The organism is Streptomyces sp. DG2A-72, from assembly GCF_030499575.1.
Taxonomy (GTDB): Bacteria; Actinomycetota; Actinomycetes; order Streptomycetales; family Streptomycetaceae; genus Streptomyces.
This window is the reverse complement of record NZ_JASTLC010000001.1, coordinates 605,108-629,150: the sequence shown is the minus strand read 5'-3', so window position 1 is coordinate 629,150 and position 24,043 is coordinate 605,108. Positions and strand designations below refer to the sequence as shown.

General features: G+C 70.7%; 24 protein-coding genes and 4 pseudogenes. 12 read left to right on the top strand and 16 right to left on the bottom strand.

Features of this window, described 5'->3' with window-relative positions:
* Window positions 1-63: 63 nt before the first annotated feature.
* On the bottom strand, window positions 64-1,203 hold the full coding sequence (locus QQY66_RS03310; protein ID WP_301977499.1) for an aminoglycoside phosphotransferase family protein: 1,140 nt from the start codon (window positions 1,201-1,203) through the stop codon (window positions 64-66).
* A gap of 233 nt (window positions 1,204-1,436) precedes the next feature.
* Between QQY66_RS03310 and QQY66_RS03305 the strand changes: the two genes are divergently transcribed.
* Window positions 1,437-2,924 (top strand): hypothetical protein, encoded by a 1,488-nt coding sequence (locus QQY66_RS03305; RefSeq protein WP_301977498.1) that lies wholly within the window; start codon window positions 1,437-1,439, stop codon window positions 2,922-2,924.
* A 39-nt stretch (window positions 2,925-2,963) separates the two neighbouring features.
* Here the strand turns inward: QQY66_RS03305 and QQY66_RS03300 are convergent, their stop codons facing one another.
* Window positions 2,964-4,394 (bottom strand): PP2C family protein-serine/threonine phosphatase, encoded by a 1,431-nt coding sequence (locus tag QQY66_RS03300; RefSeq protein WP_301977497.1) that lies wholly within the window; start codon window positions 4,392-4,394, stop codon window positions 2,964-2,966.
* 402 nt (window positions 4,395-4,796) lie between these two features.
* On the opposite strand from QQY66_RS03300, the gene QQY66_RS03295 reads away from it, so the two are divergent.
* Window positions 4,797-5,210 carry an SsgA family sporulation/cell division regulator gene (locus QQY66_RS03295; RefSeq protein ID WP_301977496.1) on the top strand — a complete coding sequence of 138 codons (414 nt, stop codon included), beginning with the start codon at window positions 4,797-4,799 and terminating at the stop codon, window positions 5,208-5,210.
* 5 nt (window positions 5,211-5,215) lie between these two features.
* Here the strand turns inward: QQY66_RS03295 and QQY66_RS03290 are convergent, their stop codons facing one another.
* The 3 genes from QQY66_RS03290 to QQY66_RS03280 all read right to left on the bottom strand — a co-directional run bounded on the left by QQY66_RS03290 (window position 5,216) and on the right by QQY66_RS03280 (window position 9,047).
* Window positions 5,216-6,235, bottom strand: coding sequence for a Gfo/Idh/MocA family protein (locus QQY66_RS03290; protein ID WP_301977495.1), 1,020 nt, complete (start codon window positions 6,233-6,235; stop codon window positions 5,216-5,218).
* Window positions 6,236-6,301: 66 nt separating this feature from the next.
* Window positions 6,302-7,396: a chemotaxis protein gene (locus QQY66_RS03285; RefSeq protein WP_301977494.1), complete on the bottom strand. Its 1,095-nt coding sequence runs from the start codon at window positions 7,394-7,396 to the stop codon at window positions 6,302-6,304.
* 82 nt (window positions 7,397-7,478) lie between these two features.
* A complete protein-coding gene (locus QQY66_RS03280) occupies window positions 7,479-9,047 on the bottom strand; it encodes an alpha/beta hydrolase (RefSeq protein WP_301977493.1) in 1,569 nt (522 codons plus the stop codon).
* 269 nt (window positions 9,048-9,316) lie between these two features.
* Between QQY66_RS03280 and QQY66_RS03275 the strand changes: the two genes are divergently transcribed.
* Entirely contained in the window at window positions 9,317-9,961 is a 645-nt protein-coding gene (locus QQY66_RS03275) for a chaplin (RefSeq protein WP_301977492.1), read from the top strand.
* A 57-nt stretch (window positions 9,962-10,018) separates the two neighbouring features.
* On the opposite strand, the gene QQY66_RS03270 is transcribed toward QQY66_RS03275, so the two are convergent.
* Together QQY66_RS03270 and QQY66_RS03265 are read right to left on the bottom strand one after the other, a co-directional pair.
* Window positions 10,019-10,504 (bottom strand): nucleoside deaminase, encoded by a 486-nt coding sequence (locus tag QQY66_RS03270; protein ID WP_301987137.1) that lies wholly within the window; start codon window positions 10,502-10,504, stop codon window positions 10,019-10,021.
* A gap of 41 nt (window positions 10,505-10,545) precedes the next feature.
* Window positions 10,546-11,745 carry an MFS transporter gene (locus QQY66_RS03265; protein WP_301977491.1) on the bottom strand — a complete coding sequence of 400 codons (1,200 nt, stop codon included), beginning with the start codon at window positions 11,743-11,745 and terminating at the stop codon, window positions 10,546-10,548.
* A gap of 60 nt (window positions 11,746-11,805) precedes the next feature.
* On the opposite strand from QQY66_RS03265, the gene QQY66_RS03260 reads away from it, so the two are divergent.
* Together QQY66_RS03260 and QQY66_RS03255 are read left to right on the top strand one after the other, a co-directional pair.
* Window positions 11,806-12,189: a MerR family transcriptional regulator gene (locus tag QQY66_RS03260; protein ID WP_301977490.1), complete on the top strand. Its 384-nt coding sequence runs from the start codon at window positions 11,806-11,808 to the stop codon at window positions 12,187-12,189.
* A gap of 40 nt (window positions 12,190-12,229) precedes the next feature.
* Window positions 12,230-13,006 (top strand): GNAT family N-acetyltransferase, encoded by a 777-nt coding sequence (locus tag QQY66_RS03255; RefSeq protein WP_301977489.1) that lies wholly within the window; start codon window positions 12,230-12,232, stop codon window positions 13,004-13,006.
* 26 nt (window positions 13,007-13,032) lie between these two features.
* Here QQY66_RS03255 and QQY66_RS03250 read toward each other — a convergent pair whose 3' ends face one another.
* The gene (locus QQY66_RS03250) at window positions 13,033-13,740 is read right to left on the bottom strand and encodes a TetR/AcrR family transcriptional regulator (protein WP_301977488.1); all 708 of its coding nucleotides are present in this window, start codon (window positions 13,738-13,740) and stop codon (window positions 13,033-13,035) included.
* 129 nt (window positions 13,741-13,869) lie between these two features.
* Here QQY66_RS03250 and QQY66_RS03245 point away from each other — a divergent pair, with 129 nt between their 5' ends.
* Window positions 13,870-14,826 (top strand): NAD-dependent epimerase/dehydratase family protein, encoded by a 957-nt coding sequence (locus QQY66_RS03245; protein WP_301977487.1) that lies wholly within the window; start codon window positions 13,870-13,872, stop codon window positions 14,824-14,826.
* A 135-nt stretch (window positions 14,827-14,961) separates the two neighbouring features.
* On the opposite strand, the gene QQY66_RS03240 is transcribed toward QQY66_RS03245, so the two are convergent.
* Complete coding sequence (locus QQY66_RS03240) at window positions 14,962-15,225, bottom strand: GlsB/YeaQ/YmgE family stress response membrane protein (protein WP_301977486.1); 264 nt, start codon at window positions 15,223-15,225, stop codon at window positions 14,962-14,964.
* Window positions 15,226-15,494: 269 nt separating this feature from the next.
* Here QQY66_RS03240 and QQY66_RS03235 point away from each other — a divergent pair, with 269 nt between their 5' ends.
* A complete protein-coding gene (locus QQY66_RS03235; RefSeq protein WP_301987136.1) occupies window positions 15,495-16,262 on the top strand; it encodes a metalloregulator ArsR/SmtB family transcription factor in 768 nt (255 codons plus the stop codon).
* Between the two features lie 66 nt (window positions 16,263-16,328).
* Here the strand turns inward: QQY66_RS03235 and QQY66_RS03230 are convergent, their stop codons facing one another.
* Together QQY66_RS03230 and QQY66_RS03225 are read right to left on the bottom strand one after the other, a co-directional pair.
* Window positions 16,329-16,769, bottom strand: a complete 441-nt coding sequence (locus QQY66_RS03230; RefSeq protein WP_301977484.1) for an SPW repeat protein — start codon at window positions 16,767-16,769, stop codon at window positions 16,329-16,331.
* Window positions 16,770-17,042: 273 nt separating this feature from the next.
* A pseudogene (locus tag QQY66_RS03225) lies at window positions 17,043-17,225 on the bottom strand (LysR family transcriptional regulator); the annotation flags it as partial.
* A gap of 136 nt (window positions 17,226-17,361) precedes the next feature.
* Between QQY66_RS03225 and QQY66_RS50210 the strand changes: the two are divergent.
* From QQY66_RS50210 to QQY66_RS03215, 3 genes and pseudogenes are all read left to right on the top strand, one after another.
* The gene (locus tag QQY66_RS50210) at window positions 17,362-17,445 is read left to right on the top strand and encodes a putative leader peptide (RefSeq protein WP_356032329.1); all 84 of its coding nucleotides are present in this window, start codon (window positions 17,362-17,364) and stop codon (window positions 17,443-17,445) included.
* 133 nt (window positions 17,446-17,578) lie between these two features.
* A pseudogene (locus QQY66_RS03220) lies at window positions 17,579-17,742 on the top strand (SfnB family sulfur acquisition oxidoreductase); the annotation flags it as partial.
* Between the two features lie 12 nt (window positions 17,743-17,754).
* A complete protein-coding gene (locus QQY66_RS03215; protein ID WP_301977483.1) occupies window positions 17,755-18,897 on the top strand; it encodes an LLM class flavin-dependent oxidoreductase in 1,143 nt (380 codons plus the stop codon).
* A gap of 3 nt (window positions 18,898-18,900) precedes the next feature.
* Here the strand turns inward: QQY66_RS03215 and QQY66_RS03210 are convergent, their stop codons facing one another.
* Window positions 18,901-19,938, bottom strand: coding sequence for an acyl-CoA dehydrogenase family protein (locus tag QQY66_RS03210; RefSeq protein WP_301977482.1), 1,038 nt, complete (start codon window positions 19,936-19,938; stop codon window positions 18,901-18,903).
* Window positions 19,939-20,036: 98 nt separating this feature from the next.
* Here QQY66_RS03210 and QQY66_RS03205 point away from each other — a divergent pair.
* Window positions 20,037-20,281 (top strand): annotated as a pseudogene (locus tag QQY66_RS03205) (YciI family protein); the annotation flags it as partial.
* A 233-nt stretch (window positions 20,282-20,514) separates the two neighbouring features.
* Here the strand turns inward: QQY66_RS03205 and QQY66_RS03200 are convergent.
* A complete protein-coding gene (locus QQY66_RS03200) occupies window positions 20,515-21,174 on the bottom strand; it encodes a response regulator transcription factor (RefSeq protein ID WP_301977481.1) in 660 nt (219 codons plus the stop codon).
* Window positions 21,171-22,297: pseudogene (locus tag QQY66_RS03195) on the bottom strand (sensor histidine kinase). The gene QQY66_RS03200 and the pseudogene QQY66_RS03195 overlap by 4 nt, the downstream one beginning before the upstream one ends.
* Before the next feature lie 283 nt (window positions 22,298-22,580).
* Here QQY66_RS03195 and QQY66_RS03190 point away from each other — a divergent pair.
* Window positions 22,581-22,976 carry a DUF6223 family protein gene (locus tag QQY66_RS03190; protein ID WP_301977480.1) on the top strand — a complete coding sequence of 132 codons (396 nt, stop codon included), beginning with the start codon at window positions 22,581-22,583 and terminating at the stop codon, window positions 22,974-22,976.
* An 89-nt stretch (window positions 22,977-23,065) separates the two neighbouring features.
* Here QQY66_RS03190 and QQY66_RS03185 read toward each other — a convergent pair whose 3' ends face one another.
* A complete protein-coding gene (locus QQY66_RS03185) occupies window positions 23,066-23,650 on the bottom strand; it encodes a GNAT family N-acetyltransferase (protein WP_301977479.1) in 585 nt (194 codons plus the stop codon).
* 163 nt (window positions 23,651-23,813) lie between these two features.
* Entirely contained in the window at window positions 23,814-24,005 is a 192-nt protein-coding gene (locus tag QQY66_RS03180; RefSeq protein ID WP_301977478.1) for a pentapeptide repeat-containing protein, read from the bottom strand.
* Window positions 24,006-24,043 lie beyond the last annotated feature (38 nt).

Genomic DNA, 24,043 nt, shown 5'->3' with positions numbered 1-24,043 from the left:
CTCGCGCATACGAAGATCCGCGGTACGCCGCTGTCCCGGGCGTACCGCGGATCTCCGTCCCCGTCAGCGAGTGCCGACCGCCGCGCGTACGGCCCGTCGGGCCAGCTGGCAGTCGTCGTGCAGCCGCCTGAGCAGCAGCCGCTGTTCCTCGCCGGACGGCGCAGCACCCGGGTGGGCCACTCCCGGTGCCGCCGGGGTCGTGTCGTGCATCGAACGCTGCACGGCCGTCTCGTAGGTACGGATCTCACGCGTCAGGACGAGCATCAGGTTCACCAGGAAGGCGTCCCGCGAGGCCGGTCCCGCCGACTGCGCGATCTGACTGATCTGCCGCCGGGCCACCGGTGCGTCCCCGAGGACCGACCACAGGGTCGCAAGGTCGTACCCGGGCAGATACCAGCCCGCGTGCTCCCAGTCCACCAGCACTGGACCGGCCGGTGACAGGAGGATGTTCGACAGCAGTGCGTCGCCGTGGCAGAACTGGCCCATGCCCTGCCGTCCCGCCGTATGCGCGATGCCGTGCACCAGCTTCTGCAGATCGCCCATGTCCCGGTCGGTGAGCAGACCCAGCTCGTGGTACCGGGCGATGCGCGCCGCATAGTCCAGCGGCGCGTCGAAGGTGCCCGCCGGTGGCCGCCAGGCGTTCAGCCGGCAGATCGCGCCGAGTGCCGCCCTGATGTCCGCACGCGGCGGGGCCTCCGCCGGGTGCCGCTGGAGAGCCGCCACCCGCCCCGGCATCCGCTCGATCACGAGCGTGCAGCTGTCCGGGTCCGCCGCGATCAGCCGGGGCACCCGCACGGGCGGGCGGTGCCGGACGAACGAGCGGTACGCAGCTATTTCGTGCCGGATGCGCTCGGCCCACGCTGGGGAGTGGTCCAGTAAACACTTCGCGACGGCCGTGCTGCGCCCCGTCGTCCCCACCAGGAGGACGGATCGCCCGCTGCGGCGCAGAACCTGGACCGGAGCGAACTCCGGGCAGATGCGATGCACCGACGCGACCGCCGTACGCAGCTGCGTGCCCTGAGGGCCGGACAAGTCGAGTCTCCCGCTGAGCGGTTGGGTGCCGACCCCCGCGGCGCGCGGCGGCCGGCCCGCTCCGAGCCGGGGAGGCGCGGGACGCGCGGGGTCGAGGTAGGGGCCGCTGCCCGCAGGGCGGGGGCGCAGCGACCGGGGCGGGGCGGACACGGAGGACGATGCTGCGTACATGGGCGAAACAGATCCCTTCGTGTGCCTGCGACGACAATGCGCTACCCGGCCCGGCCCCTCGGGTGCACCCTGGGGAATGTCCCTCGGCAACCGGGTCGGGGTGGCGCGTTCCTACCTGACACCCGTCGCCCAGTGGCACACCATCTGGCGCGCCCTGGCGAACCCTGGCGAATAGTCGCCCGGCAACTCTCACCGGGCTACTGTCAACTCAGCCGAGAACCTGGGGGCTTGACGTGAGCGGAGAACCCAACACCCGCCTGGCGGACCTGTTCGGCCTGGCCGGCTGGTCCAAAGGTGAACTCGCGAGGCTGGTCAACCGGCAGGCGGCGGCCATGGGCCACCCCCAGCTGTCGACCGACACCTCCCGGGTGCGGCGGTGGATCGACATGGGAGAGATCCCGCGCGATCCCGTGCCGCGGGTGCTGGCGGCCCTGTTCACAGAGCGTCTCGGCCGTGTCGTGACCATCGAGGACCTCGGTCTGGTCCGGCACGGGCGTACGGGGAAACGGCAGAGCGGCGGGAGTGCGGAACATCCCGACGGTGTGCCGTGGGCGCCCGAACGGACTGCCGCGGTCCTCACCGAATTCACGGGAATGGACCTCATGCTCAACCGACGCGGCTTGGTGGGCGCGGGTGCCGCGCTCGCCGCGGGATCAGCACTCAGCAGCGCCATGCACGACTGGCTGCACACCGATCCGACCCTCTCGGCCGACGCTCCCGACCTCGACAATCCCCTGCACGCCGACCCCGCCGGGTTCGACCGCTATGAGGCCGCCCCCATCGGGTCGCAGGAGATCGAGGAACTGGAGCGCTCGGTCGAGGTGTTCCGAGCCTGGGACGCGGCCCGCGGCGGCGGGCTGCAACGCAAGGCCGTCGTGGGTCAGCTCAACGAAGTGGGCGGCATGCTCGCCTACCGTCACCCCGATCACCTCCAGCGGCGCCTGTGGGGCGTCGCCGCCAACCTCGCCGTTCTCGCGGGCTGGATGTCGCACGACGTCGGCCTGGAGCCCACGGCCCAGAAGTACTTCGTCATCGCCGCCCATGCGGCCCGTGAGGGCGGCGACCGGCCCCGCGCCGGGGAGGCGCTCTCCCGAGCGGCTCGCCAGATGGTGCACCTCGGCCGGCCCGACGACGCACTCGACCTGATGAAGCTCGCCCAGTCCGGCTCCGGCGAAGAGGTGCTGCCGCGCACCCGGGCGATGCTGCACACCATCGAGGCCTGGGCACAGGCGTCGATGGGCAAGGGGCAGGCGATGCGCCGCACCCTCGGACAGGCGGAGGACCTCTTCGTCTCCGACCGGGGCGACGTGCCGCCGCCGAGCTGGATGCAGATGTTCAAGGAGGAGGACCTGTACGGCATGCAGGCCCTGGCCTATCGCACGCTGGCCGAGCACGAGCCGGGCGCGGCCGTGCACGCCCAGCACTATGCGGAGAAGGCCCTGGCTCTGCGGGTCGACGGGCGGCAGCGGTCGAAGATCTTCGACTATCTGTCCATGGCCTCCGCCTGCTTCATCTCCGACGACCCCGAACAGGCCGACAGGTACGCGCGGTTGGCCCTGATGTCGATGGGCTCCAACTCCTCCCATCGCACCTGGGACCGGCTGCGCCAGATGTACCGGCTCACCGCCGAGTACTCCAGCTATCCGAGGATCAGCGAACTGCGGGAGGAGATCAAGCTCGCGCTGCCGAAGCCGAAGGGCGGCAACAGCGCACGGGCATAGGGGGTCCGTGCCGCTGTCGGGTTCAGTCGGCGTTCGGTTTCAGTCGGCCACCCGGGCGATGAGCACGCAGGTGTCGTCCTCACGCTCGAACTCGCCCAACTCCTCCACGACCGTCCGTACGCAGTCCTGTGCGGTGCGCGCCTCGTGGAAGCGGGGGGCCAGGTCGAGGAGCCGCTGCACCGCCTCCTCCCGGCTGCGCCTGGGCACCAGCCCGTCGGTGTACAGCACCAGCAGGTCGTCCGCCTCAAGGGTCACTTCGGCCTGCTCGTAGGCGGCGCCCGAGGTCGCGCCGAGCAGGACGCCGTCCGGCGCGTCCAGTGAGCGCCCCGTCCCGTTGCGGAACAGCAGCGGGGCGGGGTGTCCTGCTTGCGCCCACGTCAGCGTGTGGGTCGCGGGACGGTAGCGGCAGCAGACGGCGCTGCCCAGGGCCGGCTGCACGGTGGCGTCGAGCAACTGGTTGAGCCAGGACATCAGCTGGCCGGGCTCGGTGCCCGCCATCGCCATCCCGCGCAGCGCGCCGAGCAGCATCGCCATGCCGGACGTCACGGCGACACCGTGTCCCGTCAGGTCGCCCACGCTCAACAGGGTGTCGCCGTCGGCCAGTTGGATCGCGTCGTACCAGTCCCCGCCGATCAGTGCGCTCGTCGACGAGGGGAGGTAGTGCGCCGCGAGGTCCAGGCTCTCGGCGCCCTGGTGCGGGAGCCGCAGGGAACCGCGCCACGGCGGCAGCACGGCCTCCTGCAACTCGACCGCCAGCCGGTGCTCGGTCTGCGCATGCTGCCGGTGGCGTTGCAGCGAGTCACGGGTCTCGCTCACCGCCCGCTGGCTGCGCCGCAGTTCGCTGACGTCACGCAGCACGGCCCACATCGAGGCGGTGCTGCCGTCGGCATCGAGCACCGGCTCGCCCATCATGTGCACGGTCCGTACGTCGCCGTCCGGGCGTACGACGCGGAACTCCCCGTCGATCGGCTTCGCGTCGACGAGGCAGTCGGTGACCATCGCTGTCAGCTTCGGCCGGTCCTCGTCGAACACCAGGGACGGGAGCTCGTCGAGGGTGAGCGGGGGAGCGGCGGGGTCGCGGCCCAGGATCTGGAAGAGCTCACCGGACCAACTGGCCTCGTCCGTCAGCAGATTCCACTCGGCGCTGCCGACCCGGCTGAGCAGCGAGCCGCGCCGGGGAGCGGGCGGCACGGCCCGGACTGCGGACACCGGCTCCGGTGCCATCGGCACGGGCGGCGGGCCTTCCCGCAGCTGTGCCAAGTGGGCGTCCAGGTCGTTGAGTTGGTGCAGTGCCAGGTCGTACAGAGCGCGCTGCCACCGGTCCTGCGGATCCGATCCCTCGCTCTGCGTGTCCCGCCGTACGGCGTCCACGTCGCCCTTGAGCCGTCGCGTCTGCGATATGAGCGCGTCGACCGAGCCGCGTCCGGGCGGCTGGGCGGCTGGGCGGTCCGCAGAGAGATGGGACGGCATCAGGCACTCCGAGGGGGACGGTACGACCAAGGCGGACGGAGGGACCGTTACGACTGTTGCACAGCCCGCGACGCGCTGTAAGGGATTCGGCAACACACGATACGGTGGTGCTCCTGGCATATGCCACAGTCTTCACGGCCTGCGTGTGCGGTGCGAATGGAGTACGTCGCCGAAGGTGCAAGTCGTAGGCGGGATACGTGACTTGACCGGTCGTCGACGGGTTCGGGTCGACGCTCAGTTACGTGTTCGACGCGTGTTTGTTCTATGGATGGGGCCGATCATTCGGACGTGACGCAGGTCACACCATTGATTCCGGGTTTCCCGTAATGCAAACGGCCTCTGCGGGGTCGTAAGAGACACCGGCACAACGGGCCGACCTCTCACCCGCAGTGGAGACCGACCATGGACATCAGCCTCGAGCAGCCCGCACGCGCCCTCCTGATCACCGCCGAGGAGGAGGAACTTCCTGTCTCCGCCACGCTTCGCTATACCGCCGCGGACCCGCTGGCCGTGCATATCGACTTCCCGCCCGAGGCCGCACTCGACGGCGAGTGCGTCACCTGGACCTTCGGGCGGGCCCTGCTGGAGGCCGGTCTGCGCGGCCCGGCGGGCAGCGGCGACGTGCGCATCTGGCCGTGCGGCCTGGACCGGACGGTCATGGAGTTCCACTCGCCGTACGGGCTGGCGCTGCTCCAGTTCCGCACGCCCGCCCTGCGTCGCTTCCTGCTGCGGACGTACGCCGTGGTCGCGTCGGGGCAGGAGGACGTCGGCGCGGCCGTCGACCGCGGACTGAGCGCGCTGTTCGGGAGTGTCTGACAGCCTCAGTGGCCGGCGTACAGGTGCGGGCGTGGGGCGAGGGCCACGGTCGTGCGGTCGCCGGTCTCCAGGGACCGGATCCCGGCCTCGGCGACCACCGAGGCCGCATAGCCGTCCCAGGCGGCGGGACCGGTGACCCGGCCCTGCCGGGTGGCGTCGACCCAGGCCTGCACCTCGCGGTCATAGGCATCGGCGAACCGTACGAGGTAGTCCTGCGGGACCTCTTCGCGGGCCCCGCCGTCGGCGGTGACGAGCATGGTGTGCCCCTCGCCGATCCGGGCGCTGCCCCGCTCGCAGACGGCCTCGCAGCGCACCTGGTAGCCGAAGCCGCAGTTGACGAAGACCTCCACGTCGACGAGGGCGCCGTGCTCGGTCTCGAAGAGCACGAACTGCGGGTCCAGCAGCCCCTCGGGGGCGTCGGCGCAGGACCGTGGACGCAGCACGGTCACCGCGGTCAGCTCCTGGCCGAGGAGCCAGCGGGCGGCGTCGATCTCGTGCGAGACAGAGCTGTTGATCAGCATCGCGGAGGTGAAGCCGGGCGGGGAGGACACATTGCGGTGGGTGCAGTGCAGCATCAGTGGACGCCCCAACCGCCCGCCGTCCAGCAGCGACTTGAGCTGCCGGTACTCGGCGTCGTACCGCCGCATGAACCCGATCTGTGCCAGCCGCCGCCCGAGTCGTGCCTCCGCCTCCACGACGCGGAGTGCGCCCGTGGAGTCCGGCACCATGGGCTTCTCGCACAGCACCGGAAGGCCGCGCGCGAACGCCGCGAGCAGCGCCTCCTCGTGTGCCGGGCCGGGCGAGGCGATCAGTACGGCGTCGACCCCGGGCGCATCGAGCGCGGCCGCCGTCTCGGCATGCACGGCGACCCCGTCGATCCCGGCCACCGCCTCCTTGGCCCGCGCGGTGTCGGGGTCGGCCACGGCGGCGACACGCGCGCCGCTCACCACGTACTCGAGCCGACGTATGTGGTCGGCCCCCATGTGCCCGGCACCCAGTACCGCCACGCCCAGCAGGTCACCCACGTGCGCACTCCCTTGTCGCCGACTGCCCCTGGCGAAGGGTAGACGCGGGAGGCGCCGGAGCGTCGGTCAGTAGCGCAGTACGCCCGCGATCCCGTGGGCGTCCCGCAGCGTGCCGTCCGGTACGAAGCGGACCTCGGCGCCGGTCTCCAGGCACTGCTCGACGATCTCGTCCACGATGTCCTCGCGGGCGTCGAGGTCGCCGCTCTCGGCCGGGACCAGGTGATCGCCGTCGTCGCGGACCGTCGCCCGGTAGTTCTCCTCGACGGCGAGCAGCCGCACCCGTGCCTCGCGGGCGTTCTGCCAGACCTCGTCGAGGCCGGCCGCGAACGCCCGCCGCCCGCGCGCCGATACGAGTTCCCGGGCGACTTCGTCGGTGCTCTTGCGGTCCTGGGCGGCGACGATCGGCCGGACCGCCTGCCAGACGGCTTCGTGTGTGCCGTGCGCGAGGCCGCCGTGCGGGACGTGCACCGCGTCCTTGGTGACCGTTCCGATCTCGTCGAGCGCGGACAGTGCTGCCTGCTCGCCGGTGATGTACAGCGGGCGAGCGTCGTCCTTGAGGACCGCGCTCATCGCGGTGTCGGCGTCGCGCAGGAAGTGGCGGGTGCCCTCGTCGCGGAAGGTGCTCGGCAGATCCCCGATCCGCTCCTGCCGCTCGGCGTCGAAGTTGTCGAAGGACCGGGTCAGCGGGAAACCGCCGGCGCGGACCTCGGTGACCCGGTCCGTGCCGCCGCTCCACAGTGTGACGTGGTCGGTGGAGACCGACAGCACCCAGAACGGCCGCTCGGCCGCCTGCGCCGAGACGAGGTTCCGGGTCAGGAAGGTGTCGGCCAGCACCACCCGCTCGGGCACCGGACGGGCGAGCGACCACACCTGGTGCTCACCCGGCGCGGCGAAGATCACCAGACCGTCCTCGGCATGCGTGAGGTCGACCTCGGCGAGGGCCTGGTCGAGCTGTCGTTCGACGTCGGCACGCCGGTCCCGGCTGACCGCGGGATCGGACTCCAGCTGCTTCTTGGCCGCGGCCACGACATTGCGCAGCCGTACGGGGTCCTGGGCCTTCTCCGGCTCACGGCGGTGCGTCGGCGTCAGCACGGACACCGCCGGATAAGGGCGCGGACGGCGCAGCTCGGTGAGGGTCGCGGGGCTGAGTGCGTGCTCCATATCAGCACGATAGGCCCGATTCACCGATCGGGCACTTGGGGTAACTCAACCGGACATCAGGGGTGATTCGCTGACCTGGGCTTCAGTCGTCGTCATCCGAGCCGCAGGAGCTGCCGCTCGCGGGCAGGGAGCCGTAGAGCAGGAAGTCGTCGACCTTCTTGTGCACGCACTTCGAGGAGGCGTAACCGGTGTGGCCCTCGCCCCTGTTGTCGAGCACCACGGCCGAGGAGCCCAGCCGCTTCGCCGTCTCCGTGGTCCACCAGTACGGCGTCGCCGGGTCGCCGCGGGTGCCCACGAGGAGCATCTTCGGGGTGTCGACGTCCCGCACCTTCTTGCGGATGTAGTCGGTGCCCTTGGGGCGGCCGTAACACATGAGTACCTCCGTGAGGCGGTACTCGCCGAAGACGGGGGATGCCTCCTCGTACTCGGTGCGCAGCCGGTCGAGGTTCTTCGTGATCCAGTCGGCCGTCGGGCGGTCGGGGTCGTCGGCGCAGTTGATCGCCATCAACGCGGCCGGCAGGTTGTCGAAGGGGACGTCCTCCTCGTCCGCGAGGGCGCCGTCGTCGTCCCGTGCCATGCCGCCGCCGGTGAGGGCGAGCAGGCCCCGGGCGTCGCCGTCCTCGACGAGCGAGGCGATGGCACGTTCCAGCGTGGGCCACATGTTCTCGCTGTACAGGGCCTGGCTGAGGGCGGCGACGAGGTCCTGCCCAGTGAAGGAGTCGCCGAAGTCGGTCGGCACCGGATCCTCGTCGAGCGAATCGACGAGGGTCACGACGTGTTCCCGGGCGGTGCGGGAGTCGGTCCCGAGCGGACAGGCGACGTCGTCCTCGGCGCACCACGCGACGAAGGCGTCCAGCGCGGTCTGCTGCCCCTCCGCGCCCACGACCGCCTGCTCGGTCAGCGGCTCCGTGAGCGTGTCCACGCCGTCGAGCACCAGCCGGCCGACCTTGTCCGGGAACTGCGCCGCGTACACGGCGCCGAGCCGGGTGCCGTACGAGAAGCCGAGGTAGTTGAGCTTCTTGTCACCGACGGCCTGGCGTATGACGTCCAGGTCGCGGGAGGCGTTCACGGTTCCTATGTTGGGAAGCACGGGTCCGGAGTGCTTCGCGCACTGGGCGGCCGCCTCCTTCAACTGCTTGAGGACGGCCCGCGGGTCGTCGGTGAGGTCCGTGCCCGTGCCCATCGCCTCCGAGGCCTCGTCGGAGCCGTCGCCGCAGCTGACCGGGGAGGATCTGCCGACGCCGCGCGGGTCGAAGGAGACCACGTCGTAGCCGTCGGTCAGCTCCATGAAGTCGTCGCCGCCGAAGGCGAGTTCGGGGATCCCGGGGATCCCGGGGCCGCCGAAGTTCAGCACCACCGAGCCGCGCGACTTGCCGGTGGCCCGGTAGCGGGCGAGGGCCAGCTCGAGCGTGCCCGACTTCGGCTTCGCATAGTCGAGGGGGACGGTGACCTTGCCGCACTGGAGGTCCTTCGGCATCGACTTGCTGTCGCACTTCGTCCACACGACCTTCTGCCGGTAGAACCGCGTCAGGTCGGACTCGGTGTCACGTACGGCCACCGCCGGCAGCCCGGCCGCCAGCACGGCCAGCCCGACCGCGCCGGTGAGCGTGGAGCGCCGGAGTTTGAGGCGCGTCGTCAGCTTGGCCAGCATCCATGCCTCCAGAGGCGCCCGCCGAGGACCGGAATTGGCGCCTCCGCTCACGATAGGCGGCCCCCGGAACCGACGCCTCCGGGCGGGCGGGATCGTGTGGAGTGCCCTACCCTGTGCGCTCCTCGGCGCATGGTGCGGCTTTGCCGCCAGTTCGATAAGTCTGCCGCTCGATGGGGTGAAAGGCCGATAAGCCATAACTCGGATGGTTCGCTTGCGTTTTATCCGGTGCGGGCGAGTGCCCGCGACCATGTCTGGAAGGCAGGGAACCTATGAGACGGGTTACCCGAAACGGTGTGATCGCCGTCGCCGCCGCGTCCGGCGCGATGGCAGTGACAGTGCCCGCGTACGCCGACTCCGCGGCCGAGGGTGCCGCGGCCGGCTCGCCCGGGTTGATCTCCGGCAACACCATCCAGCTCCCGGTGCACGTGCCGGTGAACGTGTGCGGGAACACCGTGAACGTGGTGGGGCTCCTCAATCCGACGGTGGGCAACGAGTGCGCCAACGAGAGCGGGGGCGGGAAGCGGGGCGGCAAGCCCGGCGGAGCCGGCGCGGAGAGCCGCGGAAAGGATTCGCCGGGTGTGCTGTCCGGCAACGGTGTCCAGCTCCCGGTCCACCTCCCGGTGAACGTCAGCGGCAACACCGTGAGCGTGGTCGGCGCCGGCAACGCGGCCACCGGCAACGAGTCCGTCAACACCTCCGGCGACCGGCCCGACCGCTCCTCGACGCGGCCGGCCCCCAGGCCGGCCGCGCCTGACGCTCCCCCCAAGGCGGTCCCGCCCGCTCCACGGGCCCCCGTGGCAGCCCTCGCCGACACGGGATCCGACGGGACGCTCCCCGCGGTTGCGGGCAGCGCCGCTCTGATGCTGGGCGGAGCCGTCCTGTACCGGCGTTTCCGCGCCAAGGCGGCTCACTGACCGGGACGTCCCGGTGACGGACGGCCCCACCGGGCCCGTGATCGGTGGGGCCGCGTGTCAGCCGCGCCCGCGGTGGAACCGCCGGTGCAACTCCCGTACCTCCTCGGCCAGTTCAGGCACGGGTCCGGCCACCGCCACGCCGGGCGCCACCTCGTTGACCGGCAGCGTCCGCACCGGAGGCGCGGGGACGCCCGACTCGGCCAGCCATGAGGCGAGTTGCTCGGACGAGGCGACGTACACGATGCGGCCGAGGCCCACCCAGGCGTGCGCGGCCGCGCACATCGGGCAGTGCTCGCCGGAGGTGTACACGGTGGCGGCGGCCCGCTCCTGAGGGGTCATGTGCGCCGCGGACCAGCGCGCCAGCTCGAACTCGGGGTGCCGCGTGCGGTCGCCGGAGGCCACCCGGTTGTGGTCCTCGGCGAGCACCGCACCGCCCGCGTCCACCAGGACCGAGCCGAACGGCTCGTCACCGGCCCCCAGCGCCTCGGCCGCCAGCTCCACACAGCGACGCAGATACGGCAGCTCGGTGTCCTTCACGACCATGGCGTACGACCCCTCCCGTGACGTGATCTTCACACCGAAGCCTATGGTCGGCGGCGCGCGGCCGGGAAGGCGTGCCGTCGGCCGAGCGCCACCGTGGCGAGGGCGGCCAGCATCAGCGGCAGCGCGGTCCAGGGCAGGGACCGGGCGCCCGCGTTCTCCAGGACGACACCGCCGGTGAGCGAACCCGCCGCGATGCCCGCGTTGTAGACCGTCGTCTGCAGTGCGGTGGCTACATCAGCCCGGGCCGGACCCGAGGCGTCGACCAGCGCGGTCTGGATCAGCGTCGGCGCCCCGCCGAACGCGGCACCCCACAAGGCGACGGAGACCAGCAGCACCACAGGGGCACCGGCCGCCAGGCCCAGCACCGGCATCACCGCCGCACACAGGGCGAGCGCGCCCAGCAGCGTGGGCCGCAGACGCCGGTCGACGAGCAGCCCGGTGACCCAGATCCCGGCGACCGTGGCCGCCCCGAACACCAGCAGCACCAGCCCGGTCCGGCCGAACCCGGCGTACGCCGCGAACGGGCCGACGTATGTGTACATCACCTGGTGCCCCAGCAGCAGGCACAACGTCACGGTCAAGATCGCCGGAATCCCCGGCAGCACAGCAACTCGCCCGAGAGGCAGCCGGGCGCCCGGCGCCTCACCCGGGAAGCCGGGCACCCGCCACCGCACCCATCCCGCCAGCAACAGCGCGATCCCGGCCAGTGCTCCGAACGCCGTGCGCCAGCCGAGCGCCTCGGCCACCGCCGTCCCGGCGGGCACGCCGAGCGACAGCGCGAGCGTGATCCCGGCGAGCACGATCGCGATCGCCCGCCCACGCCGCTCGGCCGGCACCATCCGGGACGCGTACCCGACGAGCATCGCCCACAGGGTGCCGCCCATCGCCCCGGCCACGAGCCGTGCCGCGAATGTGAGGGCGTACGACGACGACAGCGCCACCACCGCGTTGCCGCACGCGAAGCCGAGGAGCGCGCCCATGAGCACCGGCCGGCGTGGCAGCCCGCGCAGCAGCGTGGTGAGCGGGATCGCGGCGGCGAAGGAGGCGAGCGCGTAGGCGGTGACGAGGTATCCGACGTGTGCCTCGGTGACTCCCAGCGCCGGTGCCATACGGGGGAGGAGTCCCGCCGGGAGCAGTTCGGTCATGACGGCGGTGAAGGCGGCCGTGGACAGGGCGAGCAGCCCGGACCATGGCAGGGGCGCGGGCACGACTGTGCCCTTGACCAGGGATGCGGTGGACATGCGACCATGCTCGGACCTTCACATCAGTGTGAAGGCAAGGGCGGTCTCTGGAGGGAGCCCATGAGGATCGGCGAGTTGTCCCGCCGCACAGGCGTCCCCACGCGACTGCTGCGGTACTACGAGGAGCAGGACCTTCTGCACCCCGAGCGCACCGAGAACGGCTACCGCGACTACGGCGAACCGGCCGTCCAGGACGTACAGCAGATCCGCGGGCTGCTGGACTCGGGCCTGACCACGGAGATGATCCGCGCGATCCTGCCGTACCTCTCCGGACCCGACGAGATCCTGCTGCCCTCCGCCTGTCTCACCGCCGAGACCGCCGCGCTGCTGCGCGGCCACATCGACCGCATCCAGGCCCGGATCGACTGCCTGGCCCGCAACCGGGACCGGTTGAGCGCGTATCTGGACGCGGTGAGCGGGATGTCCGCCGTATCGGAGCCGTAAAGCGGTTGCCACGAGGGCACCCCGGTGCTGGAGTGAGCACATGGATCATGTCGGTGTGCTCGCCCTGTTCGACCGGGACATGCGTGAGGGTGCCCGGCCGGACACTCCCGACGCCCGGGTCGAGCGCGCCGGACGCGTGGTGCGCCAGGTGTCCTCGCCGCAGGGCTGGAACGGCGTCGTGTGGTCCGACCTGGACGAGGCGAGCGCGGACGCGGCGATCGCCGAGCAGGTCGCCTACTTCTCCGGCCTCGGCCGCGAGTTCGAGTGGAAGCTCTACGGCCACGACCTGCCCGTCGACCTGGGGCAGCGGCTCAGAGACGCCGGGTTCACGGCTCAGCCGGAGGAGACCCTGATGATCGGCGAGGTCGCCGATCTGACCCTCGACGCCGAGCCGCCCGAGGGCATCCGCATCCTTCCCGTGACCGACCGGGTCGGCGTCGACCTCGTGGCGGACGTGCATGAGAAGGCCTTCGGCACGGACGGCTCCCGGATGCGGCACCAGTTGCTCGCCCGGCTCACGGACGACCCCGACTCGATCGTCGCCGTCGTCGCCCTCGCCGGTGACACGCCGGTGAGCGCGGCCCGGATGGAGATGGTGCCCGGCACTCGGTTCGCGGGGCTGTGGGGCGGCGGCACCGTCGAGGAGTGGCGCGGCCGTGGCATCTACCGTGCACTCGTCGCCCACCGGGCGCGGGCCGCCGTGGACCGTGGCTACCGGTATCTCCAGGTCGACGCCATGAGTCAGAGCCGCCCGATCCTCGAACGTCTGGGCTTCCAGCCGCTGAGCACCACGACGCCGTACGTCTACGTGCCGTAGAGCGCCTCGGCGGTCAGGTCGGGCGGTCAGGTCAGGCCGAACGTGTCCGCCAGCGAGTCCATTTGGGCCGTGAGCAGGGTGCCTCCGTCATGACCCATGCCGTCGAACTGACCTGACACCTCGAGGCCGACCACCCCGTGCATGTGCGACCAGGCGAGCACGGCACCGGCCAGGGCGGTCCCCTGGTCGACGGCGGGCGCATTCAGGCGTACCCATTCCGATACCGGTGTGTCCGTGTCGGCCCAGGCTTTCATCTGCGTCACCACGGGTCGTACGGCCGACGACGGCTCGGCCCCTTCGAAGGCGGGCAGGAACGGCCCGAGCACCGCCCGCGCGCTGTCGACCGTCTCCGGGGGCGCGGTGTACCCGGGGACGGGCGTGCCCTGGATCAGCAGATAGCGGTGCGGCTGCGCGACCGCCCAGTTCCGGCACGCCGTCGCCAGGGCCCGTAGCCGCTCCCGCGGTGAGGTGGTCGCGGGCAGTGCGTCCGCGGCCTGGGTGACGGCGGCGGCCAGATCGGTGTACGCGTCCCGGATCAGGTCGGTGAGCAGCGCGTCCCGGCTGTCGAAGTAGCGGTAGAGGGCAGGTCCCGACAGCCCCACCTCCTTGGCGATCCGCGTCAGCGCCACGGCCCCCGTGCCGCCCTCGGCCAGCTGCCGGAGCGCGATCTCCTTGATCTCCGCCCGCGTCTGCTCGCGATAACGCGCCCTCGGGCTCTGTGTGCTCCCGGCCACGGCCGACTCCCTTCTCGATGTCGCGACACACCTTAACGAAGGTCCGAGTGACCCACTCTTGTGATGGGTAATCGAAAGAGTTACAGTATCTAACGGAAGCGATGGTGAATCACGATGAAGAGGTCAATCATGTCTGGCACTCAGGAGCCCCGCGCCCTGCACACCGTCCTCGGCTCCGGCCCTGCCGGAACCGCGGTCGCCCGCGAACTGGTACGCCGCGGCCACTCCGTGCGTCTCGTCGACCGCAAGGGCGACGGACCCGCGATCGAGGGAGTCGAGCGATACGCCGCCGACGTCGGCACGGCCGAGGGTGCGCGCGAGGCCATGGCCGGTGCCGCCGTCGTGTACCACTGCGTCAACGTCGGCTATCACCTCCAGGTCGAGGTGATGCCCCGCGTCCAGGACGCCGTCCTCGGTGCCGTGGAAGCCTCCGGTGCGCGGCTGGTCGTACTCGACACGCTGTATCCGTACGGCGAGACCGGGGGAGCGGTGATGACCGAGGCCACCCCGTGGAAGGCGACGACCCGTAAGGGCCGGATGCGTGCCGAACTCGACGAGAAGTACCTCGCCGCGCACCGCGAGGGCCGGGCCAGGGTCGTCCTCGGGCGATCCGCCGACTTCGTCGGACCCGGTGTGATCAGCTCCACCCTCGGCGGAGCGGTGTTCCCCGCGGCGCTCACCGGCGGTGAGGTCCCCGGGCTCGGAGACATCGACCTGCCGCACAGTTACACGAGCATCGCCGATGTGGCCGCGGGCCTCGCGACCCTCGGCGAGCGCCCCGAGGGCGACGGCCGTGTCTGGCACCTGCCGACGGCGCCGGCGGTCAGCACCCGCGAGATCCTCACCATGATCGAGCAGCGGGTGGGCCGCCCGCTGAACATCGTGACGGTCGACGAGCCCCGCCCCTTCGGCCCGTTCGACGAGGAGTTCATGGCCGAGTACGCGGAGATGTTCTACCAGCACACCGAGCCCCAGATCATGGACTCCTCCGCCTTCGAGCAGGCCTTCGGTGCGGCTCCGGCACCGATCGAGGAGACGGTGGACGCCACGGTGACCTGGTACCGGGAGTGGCTCGCGAGCCTGTGAGGCGCGAGTCGCCGGCGGCCGTGTCCGCCCTCTGCCGTGGATGTACCGGAGCATGTCGTTGCGTGGGACGCGGCTACGGCAGCCTGAAGGAAGCAGCCGCGTCCCGGCACTGTTTTCCCTGCCTGGGTCCGACCCTCAGCGGCGGACCTTCGTCCGGTCCATCGCGGCCACGCCGACCGCTGCCAGGCCGATCTGGATGAGCCACTCGATCCAGTCGACGCCGTCCGTGTCGGCCACGTCGAACGCGTTCGCGATCGCCGAACCGAGCAGTGCGGCCGCGATGCCGACGAGGATCGTCCACAGGATTCCCATGCGCTGGCGACCCGGGACGACCAGCCGCCCCAGGACACCAATGATGATGCCGATGACAATGGCACTGATGATGCCCGAGATCTCCATTTCCGCCCCTCTTTGTCGAGACCCCCGTTGCTGAGCAAGTGCCCCCTGGAGGCGGAGACAGTCCGCGCCGGCGTCACGAAGCCTGGGGCGTGGTGTCCGGGGTCGGCGTCGGTCCGGTGCCGGGTCCTGGTCGACCCACGACGACGTCAGCTCGGCGAGTGTGTCGCCCCTCCGCGGCGGTGCTTGCCGGTCGTGAGGACCTTCGCCCGGTTGACATGCAGGTATTCGCCTGCATAACTTTGAGTGTGCGATCAGACAGCGACCCGGCGATGGACCGGGTCTTCAAGGCGCTGGCCGATGACACGCGCAGGCGGCTGCTGGACCGGCTGCACGAGGACAACGGGCTCACGCTCGGCGAGCTGTGCGAGCGCATCGACATGAGGCGCCAGTCGGTGACTCAGCATCTGGCCGTCCTGGAGGCCGCGAACCTGATCGGCACGGTGCGACGGGGGCGGGAGAAGCTGCACTACCTCAACCCGGTCCCGCTCCATGAGATCCAGGAGCGGTGGATCGACAAATTCGAGCGCCCGCGCCTGCGTGCGCTCGGCGCCCTGAAGCGACGAGCCGAGGAAGCCATGGCCGACAAGCCGAGCTATGTGTACGTCATCTACATCGAAAGCACGCCCGAGAAGGTCTGGGACGCCCTCACCGACGCCGACCTGACCGGCGCCTACTGGGGCCACCGCAACGAGTCCGACTGGCAGCCCGGCTCCCGCTGGGCCCATGTCCGCACGGATGGCTCGGGCATCGCCGACGTCGTCGGCAAGGTCGTCGAGAGCGACCGCCCGCGCCGCCTGATCACCAGCTGGGGCGATCCCGAGAAGGAGGGGCAGGAGGACACCCACTCCCGGGTCACCTTCGACATCCAGCCGCACGCCGACATCGTCAAGCTCACCGTCACCCACGAGGACCTCGCCGACGAGGGCGAGCTGGCCGACGTCTCCTCCGGCTGGCCGGCGGTGCTGTCCAACCTCAAGTCGCTCCTGGAGACCGGCAGCCCGCTGCCGCAGGAGCCCTGGTCGGTGCCCGGCCACTGAGAGGGCAGCGGAAGGCCGGTCCGCGTGACGCGGACCGGCCGGATACCCGTTCCTTCCTTGCGGTGTCTATGGCCTCGGGGCGCTCCTCGCCGCCGTACCGGCGCATATCAGCCCGAGGATCACGGCCAGGGCGCCGATGATGATGTTGTTCCACACGACGCCGGCATCGGGGCTGTCGCCGACGACCCACGGCGAGATGATCATCCACACGCCGAGCGCGCAGAAGGCCCAGCTCAGGCCGTACATGCGTTCCGGAGCGCGGGTGAATCCGAGAGCCAGCAGGCCGATCGCGATGCCGATGACGAGGTTGTGGGGCACGAGATCGGGCTGGCTGTTCGTGTAGTGGACTATCCAGGGGGATACAGCGCAGTACAGACCGAGCAGGAACACCGGTCCGTCCACGAGCGCCACATCGCGACCGCCGAGCATGCGGGCGTAGCGATCCCGCATTTCGGTTGCATCAGGGTGGCTGGTTATGTCACCTCTGGTGGGCGAGACGTTGGCCATGACTCGTCTCCTTTGACTTCACAGGCCTGACCGCGTCTGGTGCGGTGTGCGGTAAGCGCCGCGTACACCCATTCTGCTCTTATTTCTTCTTTATGTGTAGTGGTCCGGTTTGTGTGTAGTGGTCCGGGCTGTGGTCGCCCAGCGCCCGGGCGGTGGATGATCGCCCCGCATCGCTGAAGGGGATCCGACCACACGCTGAAGTGGGGCAGCACCGTCATGCCGAGCAGGCCGTAGGCACACCAGGACGGCCGCTGAGCAGTGCGCGGCGCGGAACTCGCGCACCGCCGCGCTCATCGTCGCCCCGGACCGCTCGTGCTCCAGCAGGTCCACGCCCAGCTCATGTTCCAGATTCCCTACGGTCTCGCTCAACGCGGGCTGCCGCAGTTCCTCCACCGCCCGGCGCAGCGAGCCGAACCGGGGGACGGCGGTGATGTATTCCGGCTGTTCTGTCCGCACCGCAGCAGAATGCGGGCGACTTCCCGGCCCGCTCAAGGTTTCCCTGTCACACGTTCGTGAAATTCAATGGTCCGCGATACGAGACCCGTCGGGTTTACCTTGACGACGTCGATGAGCGGCTGCCACGATCGAGGGCATGACGATGCGACTGGACCTCACGCGGCGACGCCATGTCGACCTCGCACGCGTCTCCAGCGCCTCCTGTTGCGCCGCGGCCTGATCACCTCCCTGCGATCCGCCGCGCTTTCTCCTTTTCTCGCCTGAATTCTCCGTTTCCGCGCACTCATTGAATTCAGCGTGCCCGAAAGCATGCCGCAACAGGAGTTCCGCATGCCCGCAGCGGAGATCCTCGATTCGAGGGCGCCAGAACCTGGTCCGCCCTCAACTCCCTCAATGTGCACCGACATTGGCGTGACGCACGCACTCACACCTGTATGAACCGGCCCGCTGGAAGATCCAGCACCTCGGCCGGTACACCCTCAACGGCGCGAAGCCGCCCCGGCACGGCCTGCTCTGATCGGAGATCCTGGTGTCCCTCACGTTCCACTGGTTCCTGCCCACCAACGGCGACAGCCGCCATGTCGTCGGCGGCGGCCACGGCACTCCCGCCACCGCATCCGGACGGGACCGGCCGCCGACCGTCGGCTATCTGAGCCAGATCGCCCGCGCCGCTGAGGACCTTGGCTTCGTCGGCGCGCTCACGCCGACCGGCGCCTGGTGCGAGGACGCCTGGCTGACCACCGCGATGGTCAGCCAGAACACCGAGCGCCTGAAATTCCTGGTGGCCTTCCGGCCCGGCTCCGTCTCGCCGACGCTCGCCGCGCAGATGGCGTCCACGTTCCAGCGGCAGAGCGGCGGACGGCTGCTCCTCAACGTCGTCACCGGGGGCGAGAGTCAGGAGCAGCGGGCCTACGGCGACTTCCTCGACAAGGACGCCCGTTATCGCCGTACCGGTGAATTCCTGCAGATCGTACGGGAGTTGTGGGACGGCAAGACCGTCGACCTGAACGGCGAGTTCCTTCAGGTCGAGGACGCCAAGCTGGCCCGCGTGCCGGATCCCGTTCCCGAGGTGTACTTCGGCGGCTCCTCACCCATCGCCGGCGAGATCGCGGCCCGGCACGCCGACGTGTACCTCACCTGGGGCGAGCCGCCCGCCCAGGTCGCCGAGAAGATCGCCTGGGTCAGGGGACTGGCCGTCGAGCAGGGCCGCACACTGCGCTTCGGCATCCGGCTGCACGTCATCACCCGTGACACCTCCGCGCAGGCCTGGGCGGAGGCGAACCGGCTCCTGGAGGGCTTCGACGCGGAGACCGTACGGTCCGTCCAGGCAGGGCTGGGCCGCAGCGAGTCCGAAGGGCAGCAACGGATGCTCGCGCTGCACGGCGGCGGCCGGGACGGTCTGGAGATCCACCCCAACCTGTGGGCCGGGATCGGGCTCGTGCGCGGCGGCGCGGGCACCGCCCTGGTCGGCAGCCACGACGAGGTCGCTGCGCGTATCGAGGAGTACCACGCCCTCGGCATCGACGAGTTCGTCCTCTCCGGCTATCCGCACCTGGAGGAGGCGTACTGGTTCGGCGAGGGCGTCCTGCCCCGGCTCGCCGGGCGGGGGCTGTGGCGGCATCCGTACGGAGAACGGGCGGCCTCCTCGGCGCCGGTGCCGTTCGCGAGCTGAACCTCAGCCGGACAGCCGGTCGAGGTGCGCCCTGCGCACCCCGGCCGTCTGCCCCTGCACCAGCAGGAACATCCCCTCGCGCGCGAGCCGTTGGGCAGGGCTGCGCAGGTCCATGGCGCGTCCGCCTCCGGCGACGATCGCGGCGGTCGTCGCCGCGCGCATCAGATCGTACGCCCGTGTCTTGAGGGTCAGCCGTTCCTCTATGTGCTCGTGCGGCACGGGGTGGTCGGCGAGGGCGTACGCCTCAGCACGCACATCGTCGAGGCGGGCGCGCAGAGCGGATGCCGTCTCCGTATCCGCGTCGAGCAGGGCGAGTGCCGCGTACGCGATCCCGAAGACGGCCGGGTTGGTGTTGGTGGCGCGGGGCAGGTCGATCTGCGCGAACTTCTCGTGCGGTGTGCGCAGCACTACCGTCTCCTCGGGCAGCCACAGCCCGGCCAGCCGCAACGACACGGTGCGGGCGGCGGTGAGTGCCGCGAGCCGCATCGGGTCCGACGGGCGCAGCCCTGGCTGCTCGCGTGCCTCGGTGAACGCGAACACCACCTCGCCCGTCTCCGTGACACCGGCGAGCAGCATCACGTCGTTCAGACCCCAGCCGGTGTACCAGGGCACGGTGCCGTCGAAGCGCCAGCCGCCGCGCTCGGCGGTGGCCCGTACCGGGATCCTCGGGAAGGCGCGGACGTGCGCGTACGCGATCCCGGCGAGCAGCTCACCGGTCGCCAGTGGGCTGAGCAGCCGCTCCCGGACGGGCAGTCGGGAGTCGGCCAGGAGCTTCACCGGCGTGTAGTGCTGGGTCTGCACGAACCAGGTCGAGCAGCACGCCCCGGCCAGGATCTCCGCGATCTCCCGGGCCACCGCGGCGGGCGCGGCCGAGCCGCCGTACTGCTCGGGCGCGCTCACCCCGAGCAGCCCGGACCGCTTGACCGCCTCGATGTGGCTCACCGGCAGGCCTTCCCGGTCGACGCGCTCTGCCTCAGGCGCCAGGACGTCGGCGGCGAGCTGTCGGGCACGGGCGACGAGCGGGTGGGGTGCGGTGGTCATGGACAAGATTCTCGCGGTGCCGCGGCGCGGGGTGTCGATCCGGGGGCCTGCCGTTCGTGCAGGAGGTGAGAGAACGCGACGACGCCTGGGAGGCTGTCATGAAGTACGACCTGCTCAGCGTGGTGCAGCCGGTGGGGGAGCCGCCCGCCCCGGAGATCCTCGCCGAGATCGGCAAGAGGCTCGATGTCTTCCACCGGGAGCTGCGTGAGGCGGGCGCCTGGGTGTTCGCCGGGGACTGCACGGCCCGGAGTCCTCCACCGTGCTGCGACCCCGCGACGGCGACGTCCTTGTCACCGACGGCCCGTACGCCGAGGGCAAGGAGATGCTCGGCGGCATCTGTCTGACACAACCGCTTCACCTCGATCCTCGGCGTCCCACCCGGCGGCAACCTCTACTGCTGACGCCGCCCCGGAGGCTTGCGCCGACTCCGCCGACGACCTAGGACACGATCACCGCGCAGGCCGCGGGCACCTGGACCCTCTTTGGCGAGGGGCCAGGTTCGATCGGCTGCGCGGCAGTCCGGTGGTGCAGGGTTTCTTCACCGCCGCCGTGATGTCGGCAACCGGTGCGCGGAGGTCAGTGGTTGCGCGGGGTGACCAGACCGGACTCGTAGGCGAGGACGACGAGTTGGGCACGGTCGCGGGTGTGGAGTTTGGTCATCGCCCGGTTGATGTGGGTCTTCGCGGTCATCGGGCTGATCACCATGCGGTCGGCGATCTGGTCATTCGACAGGCCCTGTGCGACCAGGGCGACCGCTTCGCGTTCCCGGCCGGTCAGCTCCGTAAGCGCAGCGCCGGTGGTGGGGAGGGGCTGGGTGACGTACCGGTGGATCAGCTTGCGGGTGATGGACGGGGCGAGCAGGGCGTCGCCGCGGGCGGCGACCCGTACGGCGTGCAGAAGGTCCTCCGGCACGATGTCCTTGACCAGAAACCCGGCGGCACCGGCGCGCAGCGCTTCGAAGACGTACTCGTCCATGCCGTAGTTGGTCAGCATGACGACGTGCACACCGGCCAGGGCGGGGTCCGCGGCGATGCGCCGGGTCGCCTCGATGCCGTCCATGACCGGCATCTGGATGTCGATGAGCGCGACGTCGGGCAACTGCTCCTTGATGAGTGCCAAGCCCTCCGTGCCGTCGGCGGCCTCGGCCACCACCTCGATGTCCTCCTCGAGGTCGAGCAGCGCGCGGAAGCCGCTGCGGATGAGCGGCTGGTCGTCGACCAGCAGGACACGGATCATGATCCTCGTTCCACGGGGAGTTCGGCCTGGACGGTGAAGCCGTGCTCGGTACGCGGCTGCGCGCGCAGCCGGCCCCGAGGGCGGTGACGCGTTCGCGCATGCCGAGCAGCCCGAGGCCCGGGGCCGGGGCGTCATCGGGGGTGGCCTTGCCGTCGTCGTCCACCTGGACGGCAAGGGCGTCGGGCCGATATTCGATCCGGACCGTCGCGGTGGTGGCACTCGCGTGCCGGGCGGTGTTGGTCAGCGCCTCCTGGACGATGCGGTAGGCGGTACGGCCCACCGCGGCCGGCACGTCGTGCCGTTGACCTTCGATCGTCAGCGTCGCGTCCAGGCCCATCGAACGGGCGCGCTCCACGAGTTCCGGTACGTGGTCGAGGCCCTGCGGCGGGGTCGTGTCGTCGTCGCGCAGGGCCTCCAGGGTCGCGCGCAACTCCCGGGTCGCCTCACGGCCGGCCGCCTGGATCGCCAGCAGGGTCTCCGGCACCTGTTCGCCCCGCCTGCGGGCCACGTGGACGGCGACCTCGGACTGCACCTTGATGATCGAGATCTGGTGGGTGAGCGAATCGTGCAGTTCCCGCGCGATGTGCAGCCGCTCCTCGTCGGCGCGGCGCCGCGCCGCCTCCTCCCGGGTGCGCTCGGCTTCGTCCGCCCGCCGCTCGGCCTGCCGCAGCGCCTCACCGGCGGCAAAGGCGGCGATGAGCCAGGCGATTTCCAGTACGTTCCGGGCCTGCGCGAACGCCTCACGCGCGGGCCCGTCGCGGAAGACAAGTGCCGTGAGGGGGAGGACGACGAGCAGGGCCACGGATGCCGCCACCGTCAGGACCCGGTGCCCGGCTCGCACCGCGCCGTACACCGCGACCAGGTAAGAGACAGCCAGCACCTCAAAACCCGCCGCCTCGTAGCCCACCGCGCACAGGCCGGTGACAGCCAGCACGGCAATCGGAGCCCTGCGACGCGCGACCAGCGCCAGACCACCGGCCGCCAGCAGCACGGAGCCGAGCAGCTCGCGCTCCCCGGTCGGGTGCTGCCCGGACAACCCGGTGCCCAGCAGCAGTGCCGCCACGCTGACGGCGATCGCCCAGTCCATGGCACCGGCCGGGACACGAAAACGCCCTGTGTCCATGCGCGCACCCTAGCCGGACGCCGCGGCGGGCGAGTCCAGCCCGCGGACGAGCGATCGGCTACCGCACCCGCGGTATCTGCCCGCCGCCTGCCGCATCCGCGGCAGTCAACTGCCACGTCGATGGCAGTCCGAAGAGACCGCACCCGCCGGACGACCGGCGGCGCGGTCTGCGGGCACGCTCAAGGCACAGCGAACCTCGCAATTCGCCACGCAAGAAGAAGCACGCAAGAAGAAGCACGCAAGAAGAAGCACGGAAGAAGCACGCAAGAAGGAGGAGATCGGCATGAGCGCAGCAGATGCCCTGATGGTGGCCGCCGAGGGCGGAGTCATCGGCGACGGACGGACCGGGGCCAACCTGGCCCTCGGGGTGGGCCTGATCGGCGTGGCCATCGGCTGGCTGACCCTGGCCCGCGCCGCCGGCCGTATCAGCACCGGCAACGCACGCACCGGCGCCATCTCGGCCATGGCGGTGGGGCTGGTCGGCACCGCCCTCGCGGCGTTGCATCTGGCCACCTCCAGCGGCGGTCCCGGCACCGGCAACGGAATGGTGGGAGCCATCGGGGCCATCCCACTGGGACTGATCGCCATGGCCCTCGGCCGACGCGCTCTCACCCGCTCCCGACACGCGGAGCAGACCGCCGACCGCTCCGAACACGAGCGGCAGTTCGGGTCCGCCTGATGAGTACCGCCCACTCATCCGGCGGGCAGCGCAGCGTCGCCAAACAGACGACGGTCCGGGTCGGCAACCTCCTGATTGATGGGGCAGGCTCAGTCGCCGCGGATGCGTGCATGCAGATGCATGTCGTGTAGGCCGTCGTCGTGCACGGCGGCGCTGCGTTTGGTGCCTTCCAGGAGGTAGCCGGACTTGGTGGCGACCCTGCATGAGGGATGGTTGCGGGTCGAGTGGTCCAGTTCCAGCCGGTGGAAGCCGATCTCGTTCAGTGCCCAGGCGGTGAGCGCCGCCAGGGCGCGCGAGGCCACGCCGGCGCCGCGGGCGGCCGGGAGCACCCAGTAGGCCACGCCTGCGATGCCGTCGTCGAAGTCCAGGCCGCGCAGTGCGATCCGGCCGAGTACCTCGCCGCTGTCGCGGGTGATCGCCCAGTGGCCGCCCTTCTCCCGTTTCCAGTCCTGGCGGTACGCGTCGAACCATTCCCGCACCTGAGCCTGGGAAGAGGGGCGACGCGTGTGCCAGCGGCGGATCTCACCGTCCCGGTAGGCAGACAGGAAAGCGGGTGCGTTGGATTTCTCCCAGGGGCGCAGCTGTAAGCCCCCGGTGGCGGGGAGCACGGGTTGGGGAGAGTTGGCGAGCAAGCCGGCGGTGATGACGGGCGGTGTCGACAGAGCGCGAGTCATGAATCATGATCGCCCGACACCGACCGCGCACGTCAACCATGCAGGGGGAGCCTGCGCCGAACAGCGGGCACAAGCTTCCCTTGCCCGTTCCGCACTTCCCGGGTTCGACTCCAGGCACGCCGGAACGCTCTGCGATGCGAGAGGACGGATAGGCGGGCTCCTGTCACGGGCTTCGATCGTCGTCGAGAATTCCCAGTTCACGGCGCGCTTCGGCACTGAGGCCGGTGCCACGCAGATCCGCGCCGCGAACGTCAGCTCGGCGCAGACTGGCCTCCTGCAGGTGTGCGCGACTGAGGTTCGCGCCCTTGAGGCTCGCACCATCGAGGAGAGCCCTCCGGAGGTCGGCATCGGGCATCACGGAGATATGCCGCCCAGATCTAACCGCGACAGGTA

What these genes read in the sequence shown, in the direction of transcription:
- QQY66_RS03310 (WP_301977499.1), bottom strand. Translation starts at nt 1,203, where the DNA reads ATGTACGCAGCATCGTCCTCCGTGTCCGCCCCGCCCCGGTCGCTGCGC.
- QQY66_RS03300 (WP_301977497.1), bottom strand. Translation starts at nt 4,394, where the DNA reads ATGCCGTCCCATCTCTCTGCGGACCGCCCAGCCGCCCAGCCGCCCGGA.
- QQY66_RS03295 (WP_301977496.1), top strand. Translation starts at nt 4,797, where the DNA reads ATGGACATCAGCCTCGAGCAGCCCGCACGCGCCCTCCTGATCACCGCC.
- QQY66_RS03285 (WP_301977494.1), bottom strand. Translation starts at nt 7,396, where the DNA reads ATGGAGCACGCACTCAGCCCCGCGACCCTCACCGAGCTGCGCCGTCCG.
- QQY66_RS03280 (WP_301977493.1), bottom strand. Translation starts at nt 9,047, where the DNA reads ATGCTGGCCAAGCTGACGACGCGCCTCAAACTCCGGCGCTCCACGCTC.
- QQY66_RS03275 (WP_301977492.1), top strand. Translation starts at nt 9,317, where the DNA reads ATGAGACGGGTTACCCGAAACGGTGTGATCGCCGTCGCCGCCGCGTCC.
- QQY66_RS03270 (WP_301987137.1), bottom strand. Translation starts at nt 10,504, where the DNA reads ATGGTCGTGAAGGACACCGAGCTGCCGTATCTGCGTCGCTGTGTGGAG.
- QQY66_RS03265 (WP_301977491.1), bottom strand. Translation starts at nt 11,745, where the DNA reads ATGTCCACCGCATCCCTGGTCAAGGGCACAGTCGTGCCCGCGCCCCTG.
- QQY66_RS03260 (WP_301977490.1), top strand. Translation starts at nt 11,806, where the DNA reads ATGAGGATCGGCGAGTTGTCCCGCCGCACAGGCGTCCCCACGCGACTG.
- QQY66_RS03255 (WP_301977489.1), top strand. Translation starts at nt 12,230, where the DNA reads ATGGATCATGTCGGTGTGCTCGCCCTGTTCGACCGGGACATGCGTGAG.
- QQY66_RS03245 (WP_301977487.1), top strand. Translation starts at nt 13,870, where the DNA reads ATGTCTGGCACTCAGGAGCCCCGCGCCCTGCACACCGTCCTCGGCTCC.
- QQY66_RS03240 (WP_301977486.1), bottom strand. Translation starts at nt 15,225, where the DNA reads ATGGAGATCTCGGGCATCATCAGTGCCATTGTCATCGGCATCATCATT.
- QQY66_RS03235 (WP_301987136.1), top strand. Translation starts at nt 15,495, where the DNA reads ATGGACCGGGTCTTCAAGGCGCTGGCCGATGACACGCGCAGGCGGCTG.
- QQY66_RS03230 (WP_301977484.1), bottom strand. Translation starts at nt 16,769, where the DNA reads ATGGCCAACGTCTCGCCCACCAGAGGTGACATAACCAGCCACCCTGAT.
- QQY66_RS50210 (WP_356032329.1), top strand. Translation starts at nt 17,362, where the DNA reads ATGACGATGCGACTGGACCTCACGCGGCGACGCCATGTCGACCTCGCA.
- QQY66_RS03210 (WP_301977482.1), bottom strand. Translation starts at nt 19,938, where the DNA reads ATGACCACCGCACCCCACCCGCTCGTCGCCCGTGCCCGACAGCTCGCC.
- QQY66_RS03200 (WP_301977481.1), bottom strand. Translation starts at nt 21,174, where the DNA reads ATGATCCGTGTCCTGCTGGTCGACGACCAGCCGCTCATCCGCAGCGGC.
- QQY66_RS03190 (WP_301977480.1), top strand. Translation starts at nt 22,581, where the DNA reads ATGAGCGCAGCAGATGCCCTGATGGTGGCCGCCGAGGGCGGAGTCATC.
- QQY66_RS03185 (WP_301977479.1), bottom strand. Translation starts at nt 23,650, where the DNA reads ATGACTCGCGCTCTGTCGACACCGCCCGTCATCACCGCCGGCTTGCTC.
- QQY66_RS03180 (WP_301977478.1), bottom strand. Translation starts at nt 24,005, where the DNA reads ATGCCCGATGCCGACCTCCGGAGGGCTCTCCTCGATGGTGCGAGCCTC.